The organism is Calidithermus roseus (genome assembly GCF_003574095.1).
GTDB classification, from domain to species: domain Bacteria; phylum Deinococcota; class Deinococci; order Deinococcales; family Thermaceae; genus Calidithermus; species Calidithermus roseus.
In genome coordinates this window covers 14,429-32,172 of record NZ_QWLA01000042.1, presented here as the reverse complement: position 1 = coordinate 32,172, position 17,744 = coordinate 14,429, and the positions used below count along the sequence as shown (strand labels likewise).

The following is a 17,744-nucleotide window of genomic DNA, read 5'->3' as shown; positions in this document are numbered from 1 at the left end:
GGGTAGGGGGTGGGCTTGGGGGTGTGGATGGGCGGAATGTACACGTCGCACAGAACCACCAGCGTGGGCTCGGCGAAGAATGGATCCACGAAGGCGCTGGTGGGGTCGGGCTTGAGCAGCATGTCCGATTCCTGGATAGCCTGGAACCCCTGAAGCGAAGAGCCATCGAAGCCCGAACCGTTCTCGAAGATGCCCTCGTCGAACTCGCGGGCAGGCTTGGTGTAGTGCTGCCAGCGCCCTGGAACGTCACAAAGGCGCAGGTCGACGTATTTAATGCCGTTTTCCTCGAGGTACTTCACGAGCGCTTTGACGTCTTTGAACACCCGACCTCACCTCCCGAGAATCTCGCCGAAGTATACCCCTGATGTTTGCCAAGTGTCAACGAAATAAAGTACGATAGATATAATTTGGGGTGAAATTTGAGTAAATATTGGCCAAATTTGTGCAAATCGTACTGAATAAAATGTTCATTGTGCCATGATTTTTGCAACCATCATCACGGTAGCCCGTGAGGCCGGGCCGCTATGCTGGAGACTGTCATGACAAAAGCCGACATCTTGCAGGTTTTGCGTGAACAGGAGGTGCGCTTTCTGCGCTTGCAGTTCACCGACATCCTGGGGGTGAACAAAAACGTCGAACTCCCGGCTTCGCAATTTGAGAAGGCGCTTGACGGCGAGGTGATGTTCGACGGCTCGACCATCGAAGGCTTCACCCGCAGCGAAGAGGCGGACATGCTGCTCAAGCCCGACTACAGCACCTTTCTGGTCTTTCCCGAAGAGCTCGAGAGCAGCCATCAGGGCCGGGTGGCGCGGCTGATCTGCGACATCGCCTATCCCGACGGCAGGCCCTTCGAGGGCGATCCCCGCCAGATCCTCAAGGCGCAGCTCGAGCGCCTGCGCAAAATGGGCTTCGACGACCTCTACGCCGGTCCCGAGCCCGAGTTCTTCCTCTTCACGCGCACCCCTGAGGGCGATCCCAGCATCATCACCCACGACCGGGCGGGATACTTCGACCTCGCCCCTTTGGACAAGGGGGAGGAGGCGCGGCGGGAGATGGTCAACGTGCTGGTGCAGATGGGTTTCGAGATCGAGGCCTCCCACCACGAAGTGGCCCCCGGCCAGCACGAGATCGACTTCAAGTACTCAGGTGCCCTGCGTACTGCCGATAACATCACTACTTTCAAGTTCGTGGTCAAGAAGGTGGCCCTCAAGTATGGCCTCCACGCCACCTTCATGCCCAAGCCCATCGCCGGGATCAACGGTTCGGGGCTGCACATGCACCTGTCGTTGTTCAAAAACGGTGAGAACGCTTTCTACGACCCCGAGGGCGATAACAAGCTCTCCAAGATTGCGCTGTACTTTATTCAAGGGCTGCTCGAGCACGCCGAGGGCATGGTGGCCATCACCAACCCCCTGGTCAACTCCTACAAGCGCCTTACCCCAGGCTACGAAGCCCCCACCTCCATCGCCTGGTCGGACTCCAACCGCTCGGCCATGATTCGGGTCCCCGCCCGCCGCGGGATCGGAACCCGCGCTGAGTTCCGCGCCCCCGACCCCTCGTGCAACCCCTACCTGGCCCTGGCGGTGATCCTGGCTGCTGGCCTGGATGGCATAGAGAAGAAGGAACTCCCGCCACCCCCCATCGAGCGCAATATCTACCAGCTCTCGGTGCGCGACCGGCGCAAGCACAAGGTAAGTGAGTTGCCCGGCACCCTGCGCGAGGCCCTCGAGGCGCTGCAAAAGGACGAGGTCATCCGCGGGGCTCTGGGTGATCACCTGTACAAGCAGTTCCTGCGGGCTAAGCAGATCGAGTGGAACTCTTACCGCAGCGCGGTGCACCAGTGGGAACTTGACCAGTACCTGGCTGAGTACTGAAGCAGTGAGTCTTAGCCGATAGCCAGGAGGTGTCGAGGGTCGAGAGCGGGTGGCTCGTGGATATCCCCCTTGCCTTATTGACTAGGTGCATTTTAGCCTTTGGCCATCGGCTATCGACCATTGGCATCTCTTGGTACAAGATGTTACTAACATTACAATCTCGTTGACAAAAACGCGATGAGCCTGTGTAGAATGGCCTCGCCAGTAGTGCTCAACCAGTCGCCGCTATTGGCGTGGAATCAGGAGGATCGGATGAAGAGACTCGGCATCGTCGCTTTGGGCGTGTTTGCCCTCGGACTGGCTTCGGCTCAGTCCAACGTGATCAAAATCGCCACACAATCCCCGCTTTCGGGTGGCCAGGCTGCTCTGGGTGAACAGATCAAGCTGGGCGCACAACTCGCCGTGGAGGAGGCGCAGGCCCGCTTCCAGAAGCTGGGGTTCCGGCTCGAGCTGGCCCCCTATGACGACCAGGCCAACCCCGACACCGGCGTGGCTAACGCCAACCGCATCATCAACGACCCTGACATCCTGGGCGTGGTGGGCCACCTCAACTCGGGCGTGGCCATTCCCTCCTCGGAGGTATATGCCCGCGTCAACCTGGTGATGGTCTCCCCGGCCAACACCAACCCCCGCGTGACCGACCGTGGCCTGTCCAACGTTAACCGCATCTGCGGTCGTGATGACGTGCAGGGTCCCGCGGGTGCCGAGTTCGCCGTGAAGGACCTCAAGGCCAAGCGGATTTTCGTCATCCACGACAAGACTGCTTACGGTCAGGGCCTGGCCGAGAACTTCCGCAAGCGGGCCCTGGCCCTGGGGGCTGAAATCCCCAACAGCGCCTTCGTGGGCACCGAGGAGAAGAGCAACTTTGCCACCCTGATCACCCAGATCCAGGCTTTCCGCCCCGATCTGATCTACTTCGGTGGCATCTACGACCAGGTTGGCCCCTTCGCCAAGCAGCTTCGCGAGCGTGGCATCCGCGTGCCCATCCTGGGTGGCGACGGGCTCGACGCCAGCGAGTACGAGCGCCTGGCGGGCGCCGATGCGGCCAAGGACACCTACTTCACCACCGTCGCCGGGCCCATCAGCCAGTTCCCCAAGGCCGCCAAGTTCGCCCAGGACTTCCGCGCCAAGTTCGGCAAGAACGCCGAGGGCTTCGGGGTCTACGCCTACGATGCGGCCAACGTCATCATCAGCGCCATCGAGACCGCCATCAAGCAGAGCGGCGGCAAGAAGCCCAGCCGCCAGCTGGTTGCCCAGCGGGTGCGTCTGGTCAAGCTCTCGGGCCTGACCGGGGAGATCGAGTTCAACTCCAAGGGTGACATCAAGGTGGCCGACTACTTCGTGATCCACCTCGACACCGGCAAGTACGCCGAACAGAAGCTGCTGAAGAAGGTTTCGATCGCGGCTCCTCGATAAACTTTCCAAATCTAAAGGGTGGCCTTCGGGCCACCCGCTTTTATTGACGTGGTACAAAATGCATGTAGGCCGGTGTCAAGGGGTGCGATGCCCCCAATCATGCGAGATGAGTCGTGGGAGCAAACTTTAAGCCAAGCCGCTTTCTGGCTTAAAGAATTCAGAATTTTGAACTCCTGGACCTTATAACCTAGCTTTTGCTCTGCTCATCCTGAGTTTAGACTTTGCCACGTCACCCAAGGAGAGGGATAATCATGGAGCACCAGAACCTGGCATGTGGGGGTAAGAACTTGCCCTGCCCGTGTATATTCTTTAGGGAAGCTGACCCACACTTGACAGGTGCTGTGGTCTCTGAAGGAGGCTCGTTTTGCTTGAAGGACTTGTAGCTTTGCTCCCCCAGGTGATCTTCGACGGATTGCTGCTGGGGTTTGTCTACGCCATGATCGCTCTGGGCTACACCATGGTTTACGGTGTGCTCGAGCTGATTAACTTCGCCCACTCGGAAATCTTCATGATCGGCGCGGTGGTGGGGGTGGAAGTCTTCCGTTACCTGGGTCCTGCCATCCCCAACGGCATCGTGGTGCTGCTGCTGGCGCTGCTGCTGGGAGCCATTATCTCGGGGCTGATGGCGATGGTGGTCGAACGACTGGCCTACCGCCCGCTACGGGCTCGTGGCACCACCAACCGCCTGGTACCCCTGATCACGGCCATCGGTGTCTCTTTCGTGCTGCAGGACGTGGTGCGTTTCATCGAGGGGCTGTGGCACAACGAGTTCAAGCTTCAGATGCGCGTGATCCCGCCCCTGGACGGCAATTTCACCTTCCTCACCGTCTTCGTGCAGTATAAGGCCCTGATCCTGATCCTGGTCTCCTTGCTGATGCTCTTCGGGCTCAACTACCTGGTCAACCGCACCAAGCTAGGCACCGCCATTCGCGCCGTGGCTCAGGACATGAGCACCGCTCGTCTGATGGGCATCAACCCCGACGTGATCATCTCCCGCACCTTCTTGATCGGGGGAGCGCTGGGGGGGGTGGCCGGGGTGCTGTTTGCCGTGCAGTACAGCACCATTGACCCCTATGTGGGCTTCTTTCCGGGCCTGAAGGCTTTCACCGCTGCTGTGCTGGGGGGGATCGGCAACATCACGGGGGCCATGGTAGGAGGGTTGGTGCTGGGGCAGCTCGAGACGCTCTCGGGCACCTACTTGCCCACCCTCACCGGGGGTAACTTTGGCACGGAGTACAAGGACGTGATCGCCTTCCTGATCCTGATCCTGCTGCTGCTGTTCCGTCCGCAGGGTCTGCTGGGCCAGGTGGTCAAGGAGAAGGTATGAACCGCCAAACGGCCAATATCGTGGTTTTGGGGCTGGCGCTGCTCTCGCTGGCGCTGCTGTGGTATGTGCCGGGAGCCCTGGCCGGTGCGCTGGGCCTGGTGGGTGTGGTGCTGGCTGCTTACCTCAGGCCCAGCATGAGCGTGCGTGCAGGCGCGCTGGCCTTGCTGGCCTTGGGTTTCACGCTGGCGCTGTCTCAGGTGCCGCGTGTGAACATCCTGTTCTACGGCTTGGTGGCGGTGCTGGTCGCGCTGATCACCATCCCTGGCGTGCCGCGCTGGATCAAGGCCTTGCTGGGCATCGCCGTGCTACTGGTCTCGGTTCCCATTGCTGGGTTCAACAACACCTTCTTCCTCGAGCTGGGCATCCAGATCGGGATCTACGCCGCCATGGCCCTGGGCCTCAACGTGGTGGTGGGTATGGCAGGGCTGCTGGACCTGGGCTACGCGGCCTTCTTCGCCATCGGGGCGTACACCTGGGCCATCTTCGGATCGCCACAGGCGGCGAACTTCCTCTCCGGCAGCTTCCCTCTCCCCGGCAACTACTTCTACCTCTTCATGGCCCTCGCCATCATCACCACCGCCATCACCGGCCTGCTCATTGGTCTGCCTGCCCTGCGCCTGCGCGGGGACTACCTGGCGATCGTGACGCTGGGGCTGGGCGAGGTGGTGCGCGTACTGGCGAACAACCTCGACCACCCGGTCAACTTCACCAACGGCCCGCAGGGCATCACGCCGGTCTCGCGCCCGGACATCGGCTGGTTCCACAGCCTGATGAGCAGCATCGGCGTTGAACTCGACGCCCGCACCGACTACCAGTTCTTCTTCTACCTGCTGGTACTGGTGATCATCGGCATCGTGGTCCTCGTCAACATCAACCTGGGTAACTCCCGCTTTGGACGGGCCTGGATCGCCATCCGCGAGGACGAAACTGCTGCTAAGGCCATGGGCATCCCTATGCTGGGCACCAAGCTGCTGGCTTTCGCCACCGGCGCGGCTTTCTCCGGGGCGATGGGCGTGATCTTCGCTGCTCAGCGCACCTTCGTGAGCCCTGAGTCCTTCACCCTGCTGGCCTCCATCACCATCCTGGGCATGGTGGTGCTGGGGGGCATGGGTTCGATTCCAGGGGTGATCCTCGGGGCGGCGGCCCTGACGGCCATCAACACCGACATCCTCAAGAGCTTCTCCGAATACCTCAACAACCTCCGCCAGGCTGGAGTGCTTAGCCTGCCCAGCCAGGTCGAGCCAGCCAAATACGAACGGCTGGTGTTCGGGGTGATCCTGGTGCTGATGATGATCTTCAGGCCCCAGGGGCTCATTCCCGAGCGCCGCCACCAGCTCGAGATTGAAGAAGCCAAGGAGGCGCAGCGATGATTGCTACAGCAACGGCAGTTGCCAGCGCCCTCGAGGTGCAGTCCGTCTCCAAGAGCTTCGGCGGCCTCAAGGCGGTCAACGCCGTGAGCCTTACCGTCAAGCCAGGGGAGATCTTCTCGGTGATCGGCCCCAACGGGGCGGGGAAGACCACCTTCTTCAACCTGCTCACCGGGATCTACGAGCCCGACGAAGGAAGCGTTCGCTTCTTCGGCAAGGACATCACCGGCATGTCGCCGGATAAGGTGGCGGCCCACGGAATTGGCCGCACCTTCCAGAACATCCGGCTCTTCGCCGCTATGACGGTGCTCGAGAACGTGCTCATCGGGCACCACGTCCATACCCGCAGCAGCTACCTCGACGCCATTCTCCGCACTCCGCGCCACCTCGAGGCCGAGCGCAAAGCCAAGGAACGGGCCATGGAACTGCTCGACTACATGGGCCTGGCCCGCCGCGCGGGCGAACTCGCCACCAGCCTGCCCTACGGCGAGCAGCGCCGCTTAGAGATCGCCCGTGCGCTGGCCTTGGAGCCCAAGCTGCTCTTCCTCGACGAGCCCGCCGCCGGGATGAACGAGCAGGAGACCAGCCGGCTGAAGGAAGACGTGCGCCGCCTGCGCAAGGAACTGGGCCTGACCATCGTGCTCATCGAGCACGACATGAGCATGGTCATGAGCATCTCCGACCGCATCGCCGTGCTCGAGTACGGCTCCAAGATCGCCGAGGGCCTGCCGGCTGAAATCCGCAGCAACCCCCGCGTGATCGAGGCCTACCTGGGCAAAGGAGCGGCGGAGCAAGCTGGAGGCCAGGCATGAGCTTGCTCGAGCTGAAGAACATCCACACCTACTACGGCCACATCCACGCCCTCAAAGGCATCTCGCTGACGGTCAACGAGGGCGAGATCGTGACCCTGATTGGGGCTAACGGCGCGGGCAAGAGCACCACCTTGCGCACCATCAGCGGCATGGTCAAAGCCCGCAGCGGCGAGGTGCTCTACCAGGGCAAGCCCATCCAGCGCGTCTCTGCTGAGCAGATCGTGGCGATGGGCATCGGCCACGTCCCCGAGGGGCGGCGCATCTTCCCCCGCCTCACGGTGGAGGAGAACCTCGAGATCGGCGCCTACTTGCTGAGAGACAAGAAGGTGGTCGAGGAGCGCAAGCAGATCGGCTTCCAGCTCTTTCCCCGCCTCTACGAGCGCCGAAGCCAGAAGGGCGGAACCCTCTCCGGTGGCGAGCAGCAGATGCTGGCGATTGCTCGAGCGCTCATGCAAGACCCCAAGCTGCTGCTGATGGATGAGCCCAGCATGGGCCTGGCTCCGGTGCTGGTGGACTTCATCTTCGAGACCATTCAGAGCCTCAACAAGTCCGGCAAGACCATCCTGCTCGTCGAGCAGAACGCCCGCATCGCCCTTCAGATCGCCCACCGGGGCTACGTGCTGCAAACCGGCGAGCTGACCCTCAGCGGCCCCGCCGCCCAGCTCGCGGCCACGCCCGAGGTGCAGGCGGCTTACCTGGGCGGTCATTAGCCTCCCAAAGGGACCAGGGCGACCTCACTCAGCTCGAGGCCGAAGTATAGCTCCTGAGCGCCAGCCGCCAGAAGAAGCGGGAGAAGGCGAAGAGCCCCAGCGCCAGTCCCAGGGCCAACAGCAGCGTGTTCGGGCTGGCCCGGCCCAAAGCAACTTCGGCGGGAACGGTGGTGAGGAAGGCCACCGGCACCACGAAGCTGAAAAACAGGCGGTACATGGCCGGGAAGGCCTGGATGGGATAGCGACCGGCCTCGAGCAGCGAGCGCAGCACCTCGGTGGTGTTGCCCACCTTGACGAACCAGATGCTGGTGGTGCCCAGGATGAACCACAGCGCGTAGAGTATGAAGCCTGCCACTCCCAGGAAGGTCAGCCCAGCGAGGTGCTCGAGCGGCCCGAAGCCCAGCCTGGCCCCGGCGTAGAGCCACACCCCCAGCCCCAAAAGCAGGTCAGGCAGACCCCAGGGGGAGAACATGCGGGTCGATAGCCAGAATTGGCTGTCTAGCGGCTTGAGCAGCACGAAGTCCAGCGTGCCCTGCTGCACCTGCAGCACGATGCGGTTGAGGTTGGGCTGGAAGAGCGTCCCGGCCAGACCTTGCAAGACGGTGAAAGCCCCCAGCACCAGCAGGGCTTCCTCGAGCCGCCAGCCTCCAGGGCGGTAGCCGCCCTGGTACAGCAGCGATAGGCCGAAGAGGCTCCCGATCAGCAACCCGATGGCCGAGAGCGTGGCCAGGAAGAAGTTGCTCCGGTATTCCATCTCGGCGGCGATGGCGCTGCCCCAGAAGCGCCCCAGTACCCTCAGATACCGCATCGCTTGCAGTCTACTGCGCCTTACGCCCCCTGGCGTCGGGCGTCTTGCCCTTCATCGGCCATCGGCGCATATCAAGTCAGCTCGAGCCGCCCCCTGGCGGCTGCTACGGCGATTTCGCGGCCAAGAGACTCGCGCAAGCTCTGGTAGGTCTGCTCCCACTCTTCGTCGCTCATGTCCTGCGGTTGCAGGAAGTGAATCAGCCGCACGTAGGGGTGGGTTCCCGCGGCGAGGGCCTGCACGGTCGGGGTGACGCTGGGGTTGTGGGTGATGCTACGCACCAGCTCCAGCACGTCCATCTGGAGCTGGGTCAGGGTGGGCATTTCCTCCGGCCCGTGGTGGACGATGGCGCTCACCCGCTCGAGGATGCCCAGCGCCACCTCGCAGGTAGCGGCCTCCTCGAGCCGACGCTGGTAGGCTTCGAGGGCCTCGAGGGTCTTGGGCAGGTTTTTCTCCAGGTCCTCGCGTCCCAGCAGGCGCTGGACCTTGCCCCACCAGGCCTCAAAGTTGCTGGTACCCTGGCGCAGCATCTCCAATACCGAGACGTCGAGGGGCTTGCCCTGGGCGAGTTGCTCGGCCATTTCCCGCTGCACCCGACCCATCTCGGCCATGTCGCGCTGAAGCCTCAGGCCTTCGTCCCTCAAGACGACTGCTTCGCGTAGCTGGTCACGTTGTTTGGTGGCTACCGTGCTGTGCATCTTGCTCTTGAGCATAGACGCACGATCCCGCTCGAAGGGGCAATTTGACCGTTATGATCGTTACTCCCACGCTCCTTGAACGAAGTACATAGTTCGACTGGGCCTCGGCGGCACAAAAAGCAATCAGCGTACCGCCAACTCCTCCACCCACACCAACTCGCAGGCTCCATTGCCGGTGTCGCTGCGGGTGAGCGAGGACTGCCAGTAAAAGCCGTCGGATCCGCTGACTCGAACCAGGTACCCACGCAGGCGCACGATGTTTCCAATCCTGAGCTGCTTGAGGCGCCGCTCGAGGTCCTCGGTAGCGGGGATCATGTGCATGTTGGCGCTGCTGAGGGCGATTTCCTCGAGGGGGATGGGGGAGTTGGCGGTGTACCAGAAGTAAAAGCGATTGGACTGGCTGATGGAAATCTTCTCCAGCACCCGGCTGTCGGACATGCGGCCCCAGCCCAGCACGAGGTCTAGGGGGGCTAGGCTGGCTCCGCGGTCGTAGCGGTAAAGCCGCTTGCCCAGCACCCGCGCCTCGAGGGCGAAGCGGGCCAGAGGCTCGATGCGGTATCCCTTGTGCTCGAAGGCTGGAGGCAGGTCCTGGACGCTTTGGAGGGGGGCCAGAGGACATAGAACCCCAGGAGGTCGGGCGATGGGCTGGGCCGCCGCGTTGCGGAAGTAGACGAACGCGGCGAGGGAAAGGAGGAAGAGTAGGCTGAGTACACGCATCAGGCGGGGTAGGGGTCTGGCGAGGCTTCAGGTGTTTACTTCTGCACCCAGTTTACAAAGGCATTGACCACGTCGTTCTCCCCCAACAGTTGGGGTTTTTGCACGGCGGCTCGCAAGAAGGCCTCGAGCACCCTACGCTCGGCCTTGCGCAGCAATTCCGCGACGCTCTGACCCGCGTAGGGACCGGCCTTGAGGGGCTGGGAGAGGCGGGGGTTGAGGGCCGCGGTTGGGGCAGCGGCCTTGAACTCGGCCTCGAGCTTTTGCAGCAGCAGCCTGTCGCCCTCCAGCCCCAGCAGTTCGGCCACCTCGAGCAGGGGCATCCCGTTGGAGCCGCGCGGCTCCAATCCCAGCACGTAGAGCTGGCGGGCCAGGCTGGCGGGCAGGGCTTCCAGCGGCTGACGGACTACGGCCTCGCCGTAGCGCACCTCGAGCACGTAGCGCCCTTCGGCGGGCAGCTTGACCCCTGGAGCTAGCTCCTCGAGTTCGGTGGTGAAAGCCCGGAAGGCGATCTTCTTGCTGGCCTGGGCCAGCGCCCCGCCCTGGGCGTCGAGCAGGCGCACCGAAAGCGGTTGCTGGCTCAGGTAGGGGCTGCCCACCAGCCGGACCTGGGGGAAGAGCACCTCCCCGGCGCGAAAGGGCCTGGCGTCGGGGCCGTCGGGGCGCAGGAGCAGGGCCACGAGCCGCACCTCGAGCTTTCCCTCCTGCGCCAGGGCCCGACGGGCTGACCCCGCCAGCGGGTGCTTGGGGTTGGCCTCCAGAAAGGCCCGGTAGTACCCCTTGGCCTGCTCGAGCAGGCCCACCCGCTCGGCCAGGAAACCCATCCAGTAGCTCATGTGGGCGTCGCCGGAGTTCTGCAAGTCCTCGATGGCCAGGCGATAGATCCCCTCCTCGTCGCTCTCGAGGGCACGGGTATAGGCTGCCCTGGCTCCCACGAAGTCGCCGTAGAGGGCGCGCACCAGACCCAGGTTGTACATGGCCGTGGGGTCGGTGCCCAGGCGAAGCGATTGCAGGCTGGCCCGCAGCGAGCGAGCCTTATCCCCCCTGAGGTATTGTGCCCAGCCCAGATTCGTCCAAGCCGAGCGGTTTTTAGGCAGCAGCTCGAGGACCCTGGAGAAGGCCTGAGCGGCTTCGTCGGGTCTGTCCTCGTCCAGCGCGGCAAAACCCCGCTGTTCCCAGCCGTAGGCGATCTCCGGGGCGTATTCGCTGAGCCCCCGCGCCACCGCCCGCCAGGAGGGGTCTTTGCCCGCTTGCAGCACCATCACGGCGGCGATGCGCTCGAGGGCGTTGCCCTGGGCCAGTTTGCGAGCCTGGCTCTGGGCCAGTGCCGTGCGGTTTTCCTGCAGGTCGAACATGGCCTCATAGGCCGGCAGCAGCTTCCCCGCCGCAAGCCCGGTCCAGAACTCGACGAGGGGCCGGGGCAGGGGCTCGAGGCTGGCTTTGAGTTCCCCGCTCTTGGCCAGGACCAGCGCCGCCTCGTAGAGGGCCCTGGGCACGGGGAAACGACTCACGCCCTCGAGCTCCCCCTGCGCCAGCCTGGCCAAATCCTGCTCCTGGCGCGGGTCGGGTTCGAAGGGGCCGGGTTTGAGGCCCAGGCGGCTGCCCAGCCAGCGCAGGGCCAGCCGGGGCTGGGTGAAGCGGGCAGTGGCCGTCTCCTTGGGCGTGGCGAGGAACAGCGCCAGCTCGCCCTTTTCCCCGGTTTGGCCCACCAATACCCACTCGGCGCGGGTGCTCTCGAGCGCCAGCCGGGCCCCGCCCGGCGTGTAAAGGCTGCCCGTCACCCGCTCGTAGCTGCCCTCCCAGGGCAGGTCGGGCAGGAGCAGGGCCGCCAGCGAGGGCGGGGCTACTCCCAGGCTCCGGGCGAAAGCCTGGGCCGTGGCGTTGCCTCCGGGGCCTTCGAAGGGCAAAACCAGCCCTTTGGCCCAGCCCGAACATAAGCAAAGGATCAGCAGCCATACAGCCCAACGTGGCATGGCCCCATGCTAACAGCCTTCGATTTCCCGGTACACTGTCTGGAGTGGCCGTAATCACCGCACGAAATCTGGTCAAGCGCTACCCGGTGGCCCTCAAGGAACCGGGGCTAAAGGGAACCCTCGAGCACTTCTTCCGCCGCAAGTACCGCATGGTGGAGGCGGTCAAGGGCGTATCCTTCAGCCTCGAGCCCGGCGAGATCGTGGGGTTTTTAGGCCCCAACGGGGCGGGCAAGACCACCACCCTCAAGCTGCTCAGCGGGCTGATCCACCCCAGCGAGGGGGAGGTGCAGGTGGCGGGCTTCGAGCCTTTCCGGCGCGAAGCGGCCTTCCTGCGGCAGATTACGCTGGTGATGGGCAACAAACAGCAGCTCATCTGGGATTTGCCCGCTTGGGACTCCTTCCGGGTCAACGGCGCGGTCTACGACATCCCCGACGCTGAGCTCAGGCGTCGGGTGGGGGAGCTGGCAGAGCTGCTGGATTTGCAGGAGAGGCTGACCCAGCCGGTGCGTAAGCTCTCGCTGGGCGAGCGCATGAAGGCCGAGCTGCTGGCAGCTTTGCTGCACCGGCCCAGGGTGCTCTTCCTCGACGAACCCACGCTGGGCCTCGACGTCAACGCCCAGACCTCGGTGCGCGAGTTCTTGCGCGAGTACAACCGCCGCTACCAGGCCACCATCCTACTCACCAGCCACTACATGGCCGATATCACCGCGCTATGCCCCAGGGTGATCATGATCCACCAGGGGCGGCTGATCTACGACGGAGGGCTTTCGGGGTTGCTCGAGCGCTTCGCGCCCTACCGCGAGGTGGTGCTCAAGCTCAACCGCCCCCTCTCCCAGGCCGAGCTCGAGCGCTACGGCGAGGTGCGCGAGTTGCAAGGCCTCGAAGCCCGCCTGCTGCTGCGGCGCGAGGAGCTGGTGGGTGCGGTAGGCCAGATGCTGCGCGAGCTGAGCGTGGAGGATCTCGAGGTGCGCGAGCCCCCGGTGGAGGAAGTGATCTCCCAGGTTTTCGCTCAGGGCGAAGTGGCCTGGGGAGGGAACGAAAGGAAATGAAAGACTTCTCGCGGAAGTCGCCGATAGCCACGTGGCTCAGGGGAACTTTTTCCAGGGGTCTAAAATCTTTAGTGGGTCACAGTAAGATGTCAACGATGAACCGGGCAGAAGCCATCGAACGGCTCGAGCGGGAAAATTTCGACCTCCTGATCATCGGCGGTGGGGCAACCGGCTGCGGGGTGGCGCTGGAAGCGGCCAGCCGCGGGCTCAGGGTGGCTTTGGTGGAGCGCTTCGACTTCTCCGAAGGCACCTCCAGCCGCAGCACCAAGCTCATCCACGGCGGGGTGCGCTACCTCGAACTCGCCGTCAAGAACCTCGACCGGGTGCAACTCAACCTGGTGCGCGACGCGCTGCACGAGCGGGCTACTCTGCTACGCATCGCCCCCCACCTCTCCCGCCCGCTGTGGCTGCTGACGCCGCTGTACAAGTTTTGGGAAGTGCCCTACTACTGGTTCGGCCTCAAGCTCTACGACCTGCTGGCCGGGAAGGGCCGGCTCGCGATGTCTCGCTACCTCACCGCCCGGCAGACGCTCGAGGCCTTTCCCAAGATACGCAGCAGCGGCCTGGTGGGCTCGGTGGCCTACCAGGACGGCCAGTTCGACGATGCCCGCTTCAACGTCTCGCTGGCTCTGACCGCCGCCGAGCAGGGTGCGGTGGTGCTCAACCAGGCCGAGGTGACCGCGCTGCTCAAGCAGGAGGGCAAGCTGCGCGGGGCGGTGGTGCGCGAACGGCTCAGTGGGCGGGAGCTCGAGGTCACAGCCCGCGTGGTGGTCAACGCCACTGGCCCCTTCGGCGACGCCATCCGCCGCCTCGACGACCCCGACGCCCCTCCCCTCCTGAAGGTTTCCTCGGGGGTCCACATCGTCCTGGACGGGAAGTACAGCCCGCCCCAGGCGGGCCTCCTGATCCCCAGGACCGAGGACGGGCGGGTGGTGTTCGTGCTGCCCTGGCTGGGGCACACCCTGGTGGGCACCACCGACGACCCCGCCCAGCCCAGCGACCACCCCGGCGTGAGCGAGGGCGAGATCGCCTACATCCTGCGCCAGGTGGAGCCCTACTTAGGGCGCATAGGTCGGGAGGAAGTGCGCTCGGCGTGGTCGGGGCTGCGCCCCCTGGTCTCGCGCCCCGAGGCCGACACTGCCCGGCTGGCCCGCGACCACCTCATCCAGCAGAGCCCCTCCGGCTTGCTGACCCTCACCGGGGGCAAGTGGACCACCTACCGCAAGATGGCCCTCGACCTGGTGGCCTACGCCGCCCGCGTCTGGGGCCTCGAGCCGCGCCCCAGCCAGACCGACCGCCTGCCGCTGGTGGGAGCCGAGGGTCTGGACCTGTATGGCGGAGTGCTGCTGCTCGAGCGCAACTACGGCCTGGACCCCACTACTGCCGCTCACCTGCACCGCACCTACGGCTCACGGGCTGCCAGGGTGCTCGAGCTGGCCCAGGGCCGCCCCACCCCGCTGCTCGAGGGCTACCCCTACCTCGAGGCCGAGGTGCGCTACGCCGTGCGCCACGAGATGGCCCTGACCCCCATGGACTTCCTGGCCCGCCGCACCCGATTGGCCTTCCTCGACCAGCAGGCCGCTCAGAAAGTCCTCCCCCGCGTGAGTGAGCTGATGGCGCAGGAACTCGGCTGGAGCAGCGAGGTCTCGAGGCAGCAGCAGGAGCAGGCCCTGAAGCTGCTTACCAGCGCGATTTGACGGATTGTCGTACGCAATACGCCCAGCGCCTAACGCCAATTTTTCACGGGCCCCAAAACTCCGGCGCGAAGGGGTTTTGCTGGGGGTTGATCAGCACGCCCATCACGATGATGGCCGCCGTGATGACCACTGCCCAGCGAGCGTTGTTGGGATAGGCCCCGGCGACCTGAAGCCCGATGTAGCTCGAGAGCACCTGCGCGAGCAGCACCAGCGGAACCCCCAGCCGGAACGTCAGATAACCGGGGCTGCTGACGAGCTGGCGGTAGTTCTGGTCGAAGGTGACGAGCGAAGCCTTCTTGTCGAGGTCGAGAGGCCAGGCGATGGGCACGGGGAAAAGCCAGGCCCATACCAGCAAGAGCAGCGCGAAGACCAGCAACAGCCGGCTGCTGTGGGCAAAGACCGCGAAGGGCTTGTTGTCAAAGCCCGCGACGAGCATGAACACGAAGGGTACCCAGGCGAAGGTGGTCACGCGGGACAAAAACTCACCGAAGATCTGGCGGTAGAGTTCTATCTGGCCATGCGGCAGAGCCAGGTAGAACTGGCGCACCATCAACCCGAAAGCGATGGCCTCGAGCACGCACGCTCCGAGCACTACCAGCCAGGGTATGCCGGGACGGGCCAGGGCCTTGGCGTAGTAGTTCCGAATTATCTGCTGCATGGGCCTAATGATAAGTCGCCGGGCCGGGGCCATCGTCCACCGACGAGTGGAGGCGAGTTTGTCTTTGGCTTAGGATTGAGGCGATGGGGCGCAAGCTCAGGGTCCTGCTGCAAGCCCAGATCGCGCTGATGCTCGAGTACCGCGCCGAGGTGTTCTTGTGGGCCCTTGCGACGGCCCTACCCCTGATTTTGATGGGAGTGTGGACCCAGGCCGCCGAGGGCGGTTCCTTCGCGCTCAGCTCGCAGGAGTTCGCCCGCTACTTCCTGTGCGTGTTCATCGTGCGGCAGCTCAGCGTGGTGTGGGTGATCTGGGAGTTCGAGCAGGACGTGGTGCAGGGGCGGCTTTCCTTCAAGCTGCTGCGGCCCATCGACCCCTACTGGGAACACCTGATGGCTCACCTGGCCGAGCGCATCACCCGTTTTCCCTTCGCGCTCGTGCTGGTAGGGCTTTTCCTGCTGATCTACCCTCCGGTCCGCTTTGTGCCGGAGTGGGGCGACCTGCTGCTGGGCATCCTGATGGGGCTGGCCGCCTTCCTGCTGCGCTTTTTGATGCAGTACACCTTTGCCCTGCTGTCCTTCTGGATCGAGCGGGCGGCGGCCATCGAGGAGGGTTGGTTCATCCTCTACCTCTTTCTCTCCGGTCTCATCGCCCCACTCGACGTCTTTCCTGAAGCCGTGCGGCAAATCGCCTCGCTCACCCCCTTCCCCTACCTGGTCTATTTCCCGGCTTCGATCCTGGCGGGTATCCCGGTCAACCTAGCCCAGGGCTTCGCGGTACTGGGCGTCTGGAGCGTGATTTTCCTGGCTCTCAACCGCTGGTTGTGGCGCAAAGGGCTCAGGCAGTTCTCGGGCATGGGGGCCTAGAGGCAGTAAATTGCCTCTCGTGGACATCGAGAAATTGCGCTACGAGTACACCAAGGGCAGCCTCGAGCTTTCCGACCTTTCCCCCGACCCCCTCACCCAGTTCTCGCACTGGCTCGAGGCCGCCCTCAACGCCCATCTCAAGGAGCCCCACGGCATGACCCTTTCCACGGTTGGCCCGGATGGAAGGCCCAGCAGCCGGGTGGTGCTGCTGCGCGGTTATTCCCCGGCGGGCTTCGTGTTCTACACCAACTACCGCAGCCGCAAGGGGCGCGAGCTCGAGCACAACCCCTATGCCGCGTTGGGTTTTTGGTGGCCCGAACTCGAGCGCCAGATCCGCATCGAAGGCCGGGTGCGACGGCTGGAGCCCGAGTTGTCCGACGCCTATTTCGCCAGCCGTCCCTACGAGAGCCAGGCCGGTTCAGCTTGCAGCCCGCAGAGCGAACCCATCCCCTCACGCGAGTGGCTGCTGGAGCGGATCGCCGCCCTCAAGCGCCAGTACCCCGAACGTATCCCCCGCCCCGAACACTGGGGGGGATACCGCCTCGAGCCCGACTACTTCGAGTTCTGGCAGGGGCGCACCAACCGCCTGCACGACCGCTTCGCCTACCGCCTTCAGCCCGATCAGAGCTGGCGGATCGAGCGGCTGGCACCCTGAAACACGTCGATAGCCGATATACGGTCGGGTTGCTTCGCTGCCCGAATCTGGTATTACTCCAGCAAGCCTGGGATGGGTTCGACTTCGATCTGGGTCGCGCTGGCCTTGACGTAAGGAGCCTGTAGGGGGATGAGGTGGCGCTTGTTTCCGATTCGCACCACCAGCACGTCCTGAGCCCCCGCGTCGTCCACGTCAACGACCTCTCCAACCGGCTCGCCGTTCACCAGCACCGGCAGCCCGACGAGCTGGAAGTAGTAAAACTGGCCCTCCTCGAGTTCAGGCAACTCCTCCGGGTCGGCCAGGGCGGCCCGCCCGGACAGCGCGCGGGCGGCTTCCACCGTGTTTACCCCCACCAGCTCGAGCACGATCTCCTCGCCCAGGTAGTAGGCTTCCTCGATGGCCCGGTAGCCCAGCCCCTCGATGTAGACGCGCTCGAGCTCGGCCACCACCGGCTCGCCACGAAACTTGATCGCCCCGCCCAGCCCATAGGGCGAGCCCAGCCGCCCGACTTCCACGCGCTTCATGCCTGGCCTAGCGCACCTCGACGGAAATCCGTCCCTTGGCGTACGAGCGCACGATGGTGCGGATGCTCTCGATCACCCGCCCCTGACGCCCGATGAGGCGGCCCTTATCGGCGGGAGCGGTTTCCACGTAGTACACCGGCCCCTCGCGCCCACGCCGCTCCTCCACGCGCACCGCCTGGGGTTGATCCACCACGGCTTTGGCCAGGTATTCCACGAGGTCTTTCATAGGGGATAGCTTACCCAAGCCGATGGCCGGTAGTCGATAGACGTAAACCTCCGGCTCGACAACGAAAAGCCGATAGCCAGTGAAATTCGGCTATCGGCCATCGACAATGGACTACCGACGGGCTTACAGTACCCCGGCCTGCTTGAAGAGCTTCTTCACGGTCTCGGTGGGCTGGGCTCCGACGCCGAGCCAGTACTTCGCGCGCTCGCCATCGACCTTGAGCCAGTCGGGGGTGGTCTTGCGGGGGTCGTAGTAGCCCAAGCGCTCGAGGTAAGCGCCGTCGCGCTTGTTGCGGCTGTCGGTCACCACGATGCGGTAGTGGGGGTTCTTCTTCGAGCCGAAACGGGAAAGGCGGATCTTGGTCATTGCTTCACTC

At 64.1% G+C, this 17,744-nt stretch carries 19 protein-coding genes; 10 read left to right on the top strand and 9 right to left on the bottom strand.

Going from position 1 to position 17,744, the window contains the following annotated elements; translation table 11 throughout:
* Window positions 1–323, bottom strand: a 323-nt coding sequence (locus tag Mrose_RS11250; RefSeq protein ID WP_147371630.1) for a glutamine synthetase, incomplete at its 3' end; no start/stop codon positions are given.
* Between the two features lie 216 nt (window positions 324–539).
* On the opposite strand from Mrose_RS11250, the gene glnA reads away from it, so the two are divergent.
* From glnA to Mrose_RS11220, 6 genes are all read left to right on the top strand, one after another.
* Entirely contained in the window at window positions 540–1,874 is a 1,335-nt protein-coding gene (gene glnA, locus Mrose_RS11245) for a type I glutamate--ammonia ligase (RefSeq protein WP_119278290.1), read from the top strand.
* Window positions 1,875–2,126: 252 nt separating this feature from the next.
* Window positions 2,127–3,290 (top strand): branched-chain amino acid ABC transporter substrate-binding protein, encoded by a 1,164-nt coding sequence (locus Mrose_RS11240; protein ID WP_119278288.1) that lies wholly within the window; start codon window positions 2,127–2,129, stop codon window positions 3,288–3,290.
* Window positions 3,291–3,654: 364 nt separating this feature from the next.
* Complete coding sequence (locus Mrose_RS11235) at window positions 3,655–4,617, top strand: branched-chain amino acid ABC transporter permease (protein WP_119278287.1); 963 nt, start codon at window positions 3,655–3,657, stop codon at window positions 4,615–4,617.
* On the top strand, window positions 4,614–5,987 hold the full coding sequence (locus Mrose_RS11230; RefSeq protein WP_182482776.1) for a branched-chain amino acid ABC transporter permease: 1,374 nt from the start codon (window positions 4,614–4,616) through the stop codon (window positions 5,985–5,987). Before Mrose_RS11235 ends, Mrose_RS11230 begins: the two co-directional genes overlap by 4 nt.
* A complete protein-coding gene (locus tag Mrose_RS11225; protein WP_119278285.1) occupies window positions 5,984–6,796 on the top strand; it encodes an ABC transporter ATP-binding protein in 813 nt (270 codons plus the stop codon). Before Mrose_RS11230 ends, Mrose_RS11225 begins: the two co-directional genes overlap by 4 nt.
* Window positions 6,793–7,506 (top strand): ABC transporter ATP-binding protein, encoded by a 714-nt coding sequence (locus tag Mrose_RS11220; RefSeq protein ID WP_119278283.1) that lies wholly within the window; start codon window positions 6,793–6,795, stop codon window positions 7,504–7,506. Before Mrose_RS11225 ends, Mrose_RS11220 begins: the two co-directional genes overlap by 4 nt.
* Window positions 7,507–7,534: 28 nt before the next feature.
* Here the strand turns inward: Mrose_RS11220 and Mrose_RS11215 are convergent, their stop codons facing one another.
* The 4 genes from Mrose_RS11215 to Mrose_RS11200 form a co-directional block, all read right to left on the bottom strand.
* Window positions 7,535–8,314: an ABC transporter permease gene (locus Mrose_RS11215; protein WP_119278281.1), complete on the bottom strand. Its 780-nt coding sequence runs from the start codon at window positions 8,312–8,314 to the stop codon at window positions 7,535–7,537.
* 71 nt (window positions 8,315–8,385) lie between these two features.
* Window positions 8,386–9,009 carry a hypothetical protein gene (locus Mrose_RS11210; RefSeq protein WP_147371629.1) on the bottom strand — a complete coding sequence of 208 codons (624 nt, stop codon included), beginning with the start codon at window positions 9,007–9,009 and terminating at the stop codon, window positions 8,386–8,388.
* A 123-nt stretch (window positions 9,010–9,132) separates the two neighbouring features.
* The gene (locus tag Mrose_RS11205) at window positions 9,133–9,726 is read right to left on the bottom strand and encodes a hypothetical protein (RefSeq protein ID WP_119278277.1); all 594 of its coding nucleotides are present in this window, start codon (window positions 9,724–9,726) and stop codon (window positions 9,133–9,135) included.
* 35 nt (window positions 9,727–9,761) lie between these two features.
* Window positions 9,762–11,696 carry a tetratricopeptide repeat protein gene (locus tag Mrose_RS11200; RefSeq protein ID WP_119278275.1) on the bottom strand — a complete coding sequence of 645 codons (1,935 nt, stop codon included), beginning with the start codon at window positions 11,694–11,696 and terminating at the stop codon, window positions 9,762–9,764.
* 35 nt (window positions 11,697–11,731) lie between these two features.
* Here Mrose_RS11200 and Mrose_RS11195 point away from each other — a divergent pair, with 35 nt between their 5' ends.
* The gene (locus tag Mrose_RS11195) at window positions 11,732–12,745 is read left to right on the top strand and encodes an ABC transporter ATP-binding protein (protein WP_220452317.1); all 1,014 of its coding nucleotides are present in this window, start codon (window positions 11,732–11,734) and stop codon (window positions 12,743–12,745) included.
* Between the two features lie 95 nt (window positions 12,746–12,840).
* Complete coding sequence (locus tag Mrose_RS11190; protein ID WP_119278272.1) at window positions 12,841–14,442, top strand: FAD-dependent oxidoreductase; 1,602 nt, start codon at window positions 12,841–12,843, stop codon at window positions 14,440–14,442.
* Window positions 14,443–14,485: 43 nt separating this feature from the next.
* Here Mrose_RS11190 and Mrose_RS11185 read toward each other — a convergent pair whose 3' ends face one another.
* The gene (locus Mrose_RS11185) at window positions 14,486–15,100 is read right to left on the bottom strand and encodes a hypothetical protein (protein WP_119278270.1); all 615 of its coding nucleotides are present in this window, start codon (window positions 15,098–15,100) and stop codon (window positions 14,486–14,488) included.
* Between the two features lie 83 nt (window positions 15,101–15,183).
* On the opposite strand from Mrose_RS11185, the gene Mrose_RS11180 reads away from it, so the two are divergent.
* Entirely contained in the window at window positions 15,184–15,963 is a 780-nt protein-coding gene (locus Mrose_RS11180) for an ABC transporter permease (RefSeq protein ID WP_119278268.1), read from the top strand.
* 19 nt (window positions 15,964–15,982) lie between these two features.
* Window positions 15,983–16,618, top strand: a complete 636-nt coding sequence (pdxH, locus tag Mrose_RS11175) for a pyridoxamine 5'-phosphate oxidase (protein WP_119278257.1) — start codon at window positions 15,983–15,985, stop codon at window positions 16,616–16,618.
* A gap of 53 nt (window positions 16,619–16,671) precedes the next feature.
* On the opposite strand, the gene rimM is transcribed toward pdxH, so the two are convergent.
* From rimM to rpsP, 3 genes are all read right to left on the bottom strand, one after another.
* Window positions 16,672–17,142: a ribosome maturation factor RimM gene (gene rimM, locus Mrose_RS11170; protein ID WP_119278255.1), complete on the bottom strand. Its 471-nt coding sequence runs from the start codon at window positions 17,140–17,142 to the stop codon at window positions 16,672–16,674.
* A 7-nt stretch (window positions 17,143–17,149) separates the two neighbouring features.
* Complete coding sequence (locus tag Mrose_RS11165) at window positions 17,150–17,368, bottom strand: KH domain-containing protein (protein WP_119278254.1); 219 nt, start codon at window positions 17,366–17,368, stop codon at window positions 17,150–17,152.
* A 123-nt stretch (window positions 17,369–17,491) separates the two neighbouring features.
* On the bottom strand, window positions 17,492–17,734 hold the full coding sequence (gene rpsP, locus Mrose_RS11160) for a 30S ribosomal protein S16 (RefSeq protein WP_119278252.1): 243 nt from the start codon (window positions 17,732–17,734) through the stop codon (window positions 17,492–17,494).
* Window positions 17,735–17,744 lie beyond the last annotated feature (10 nt).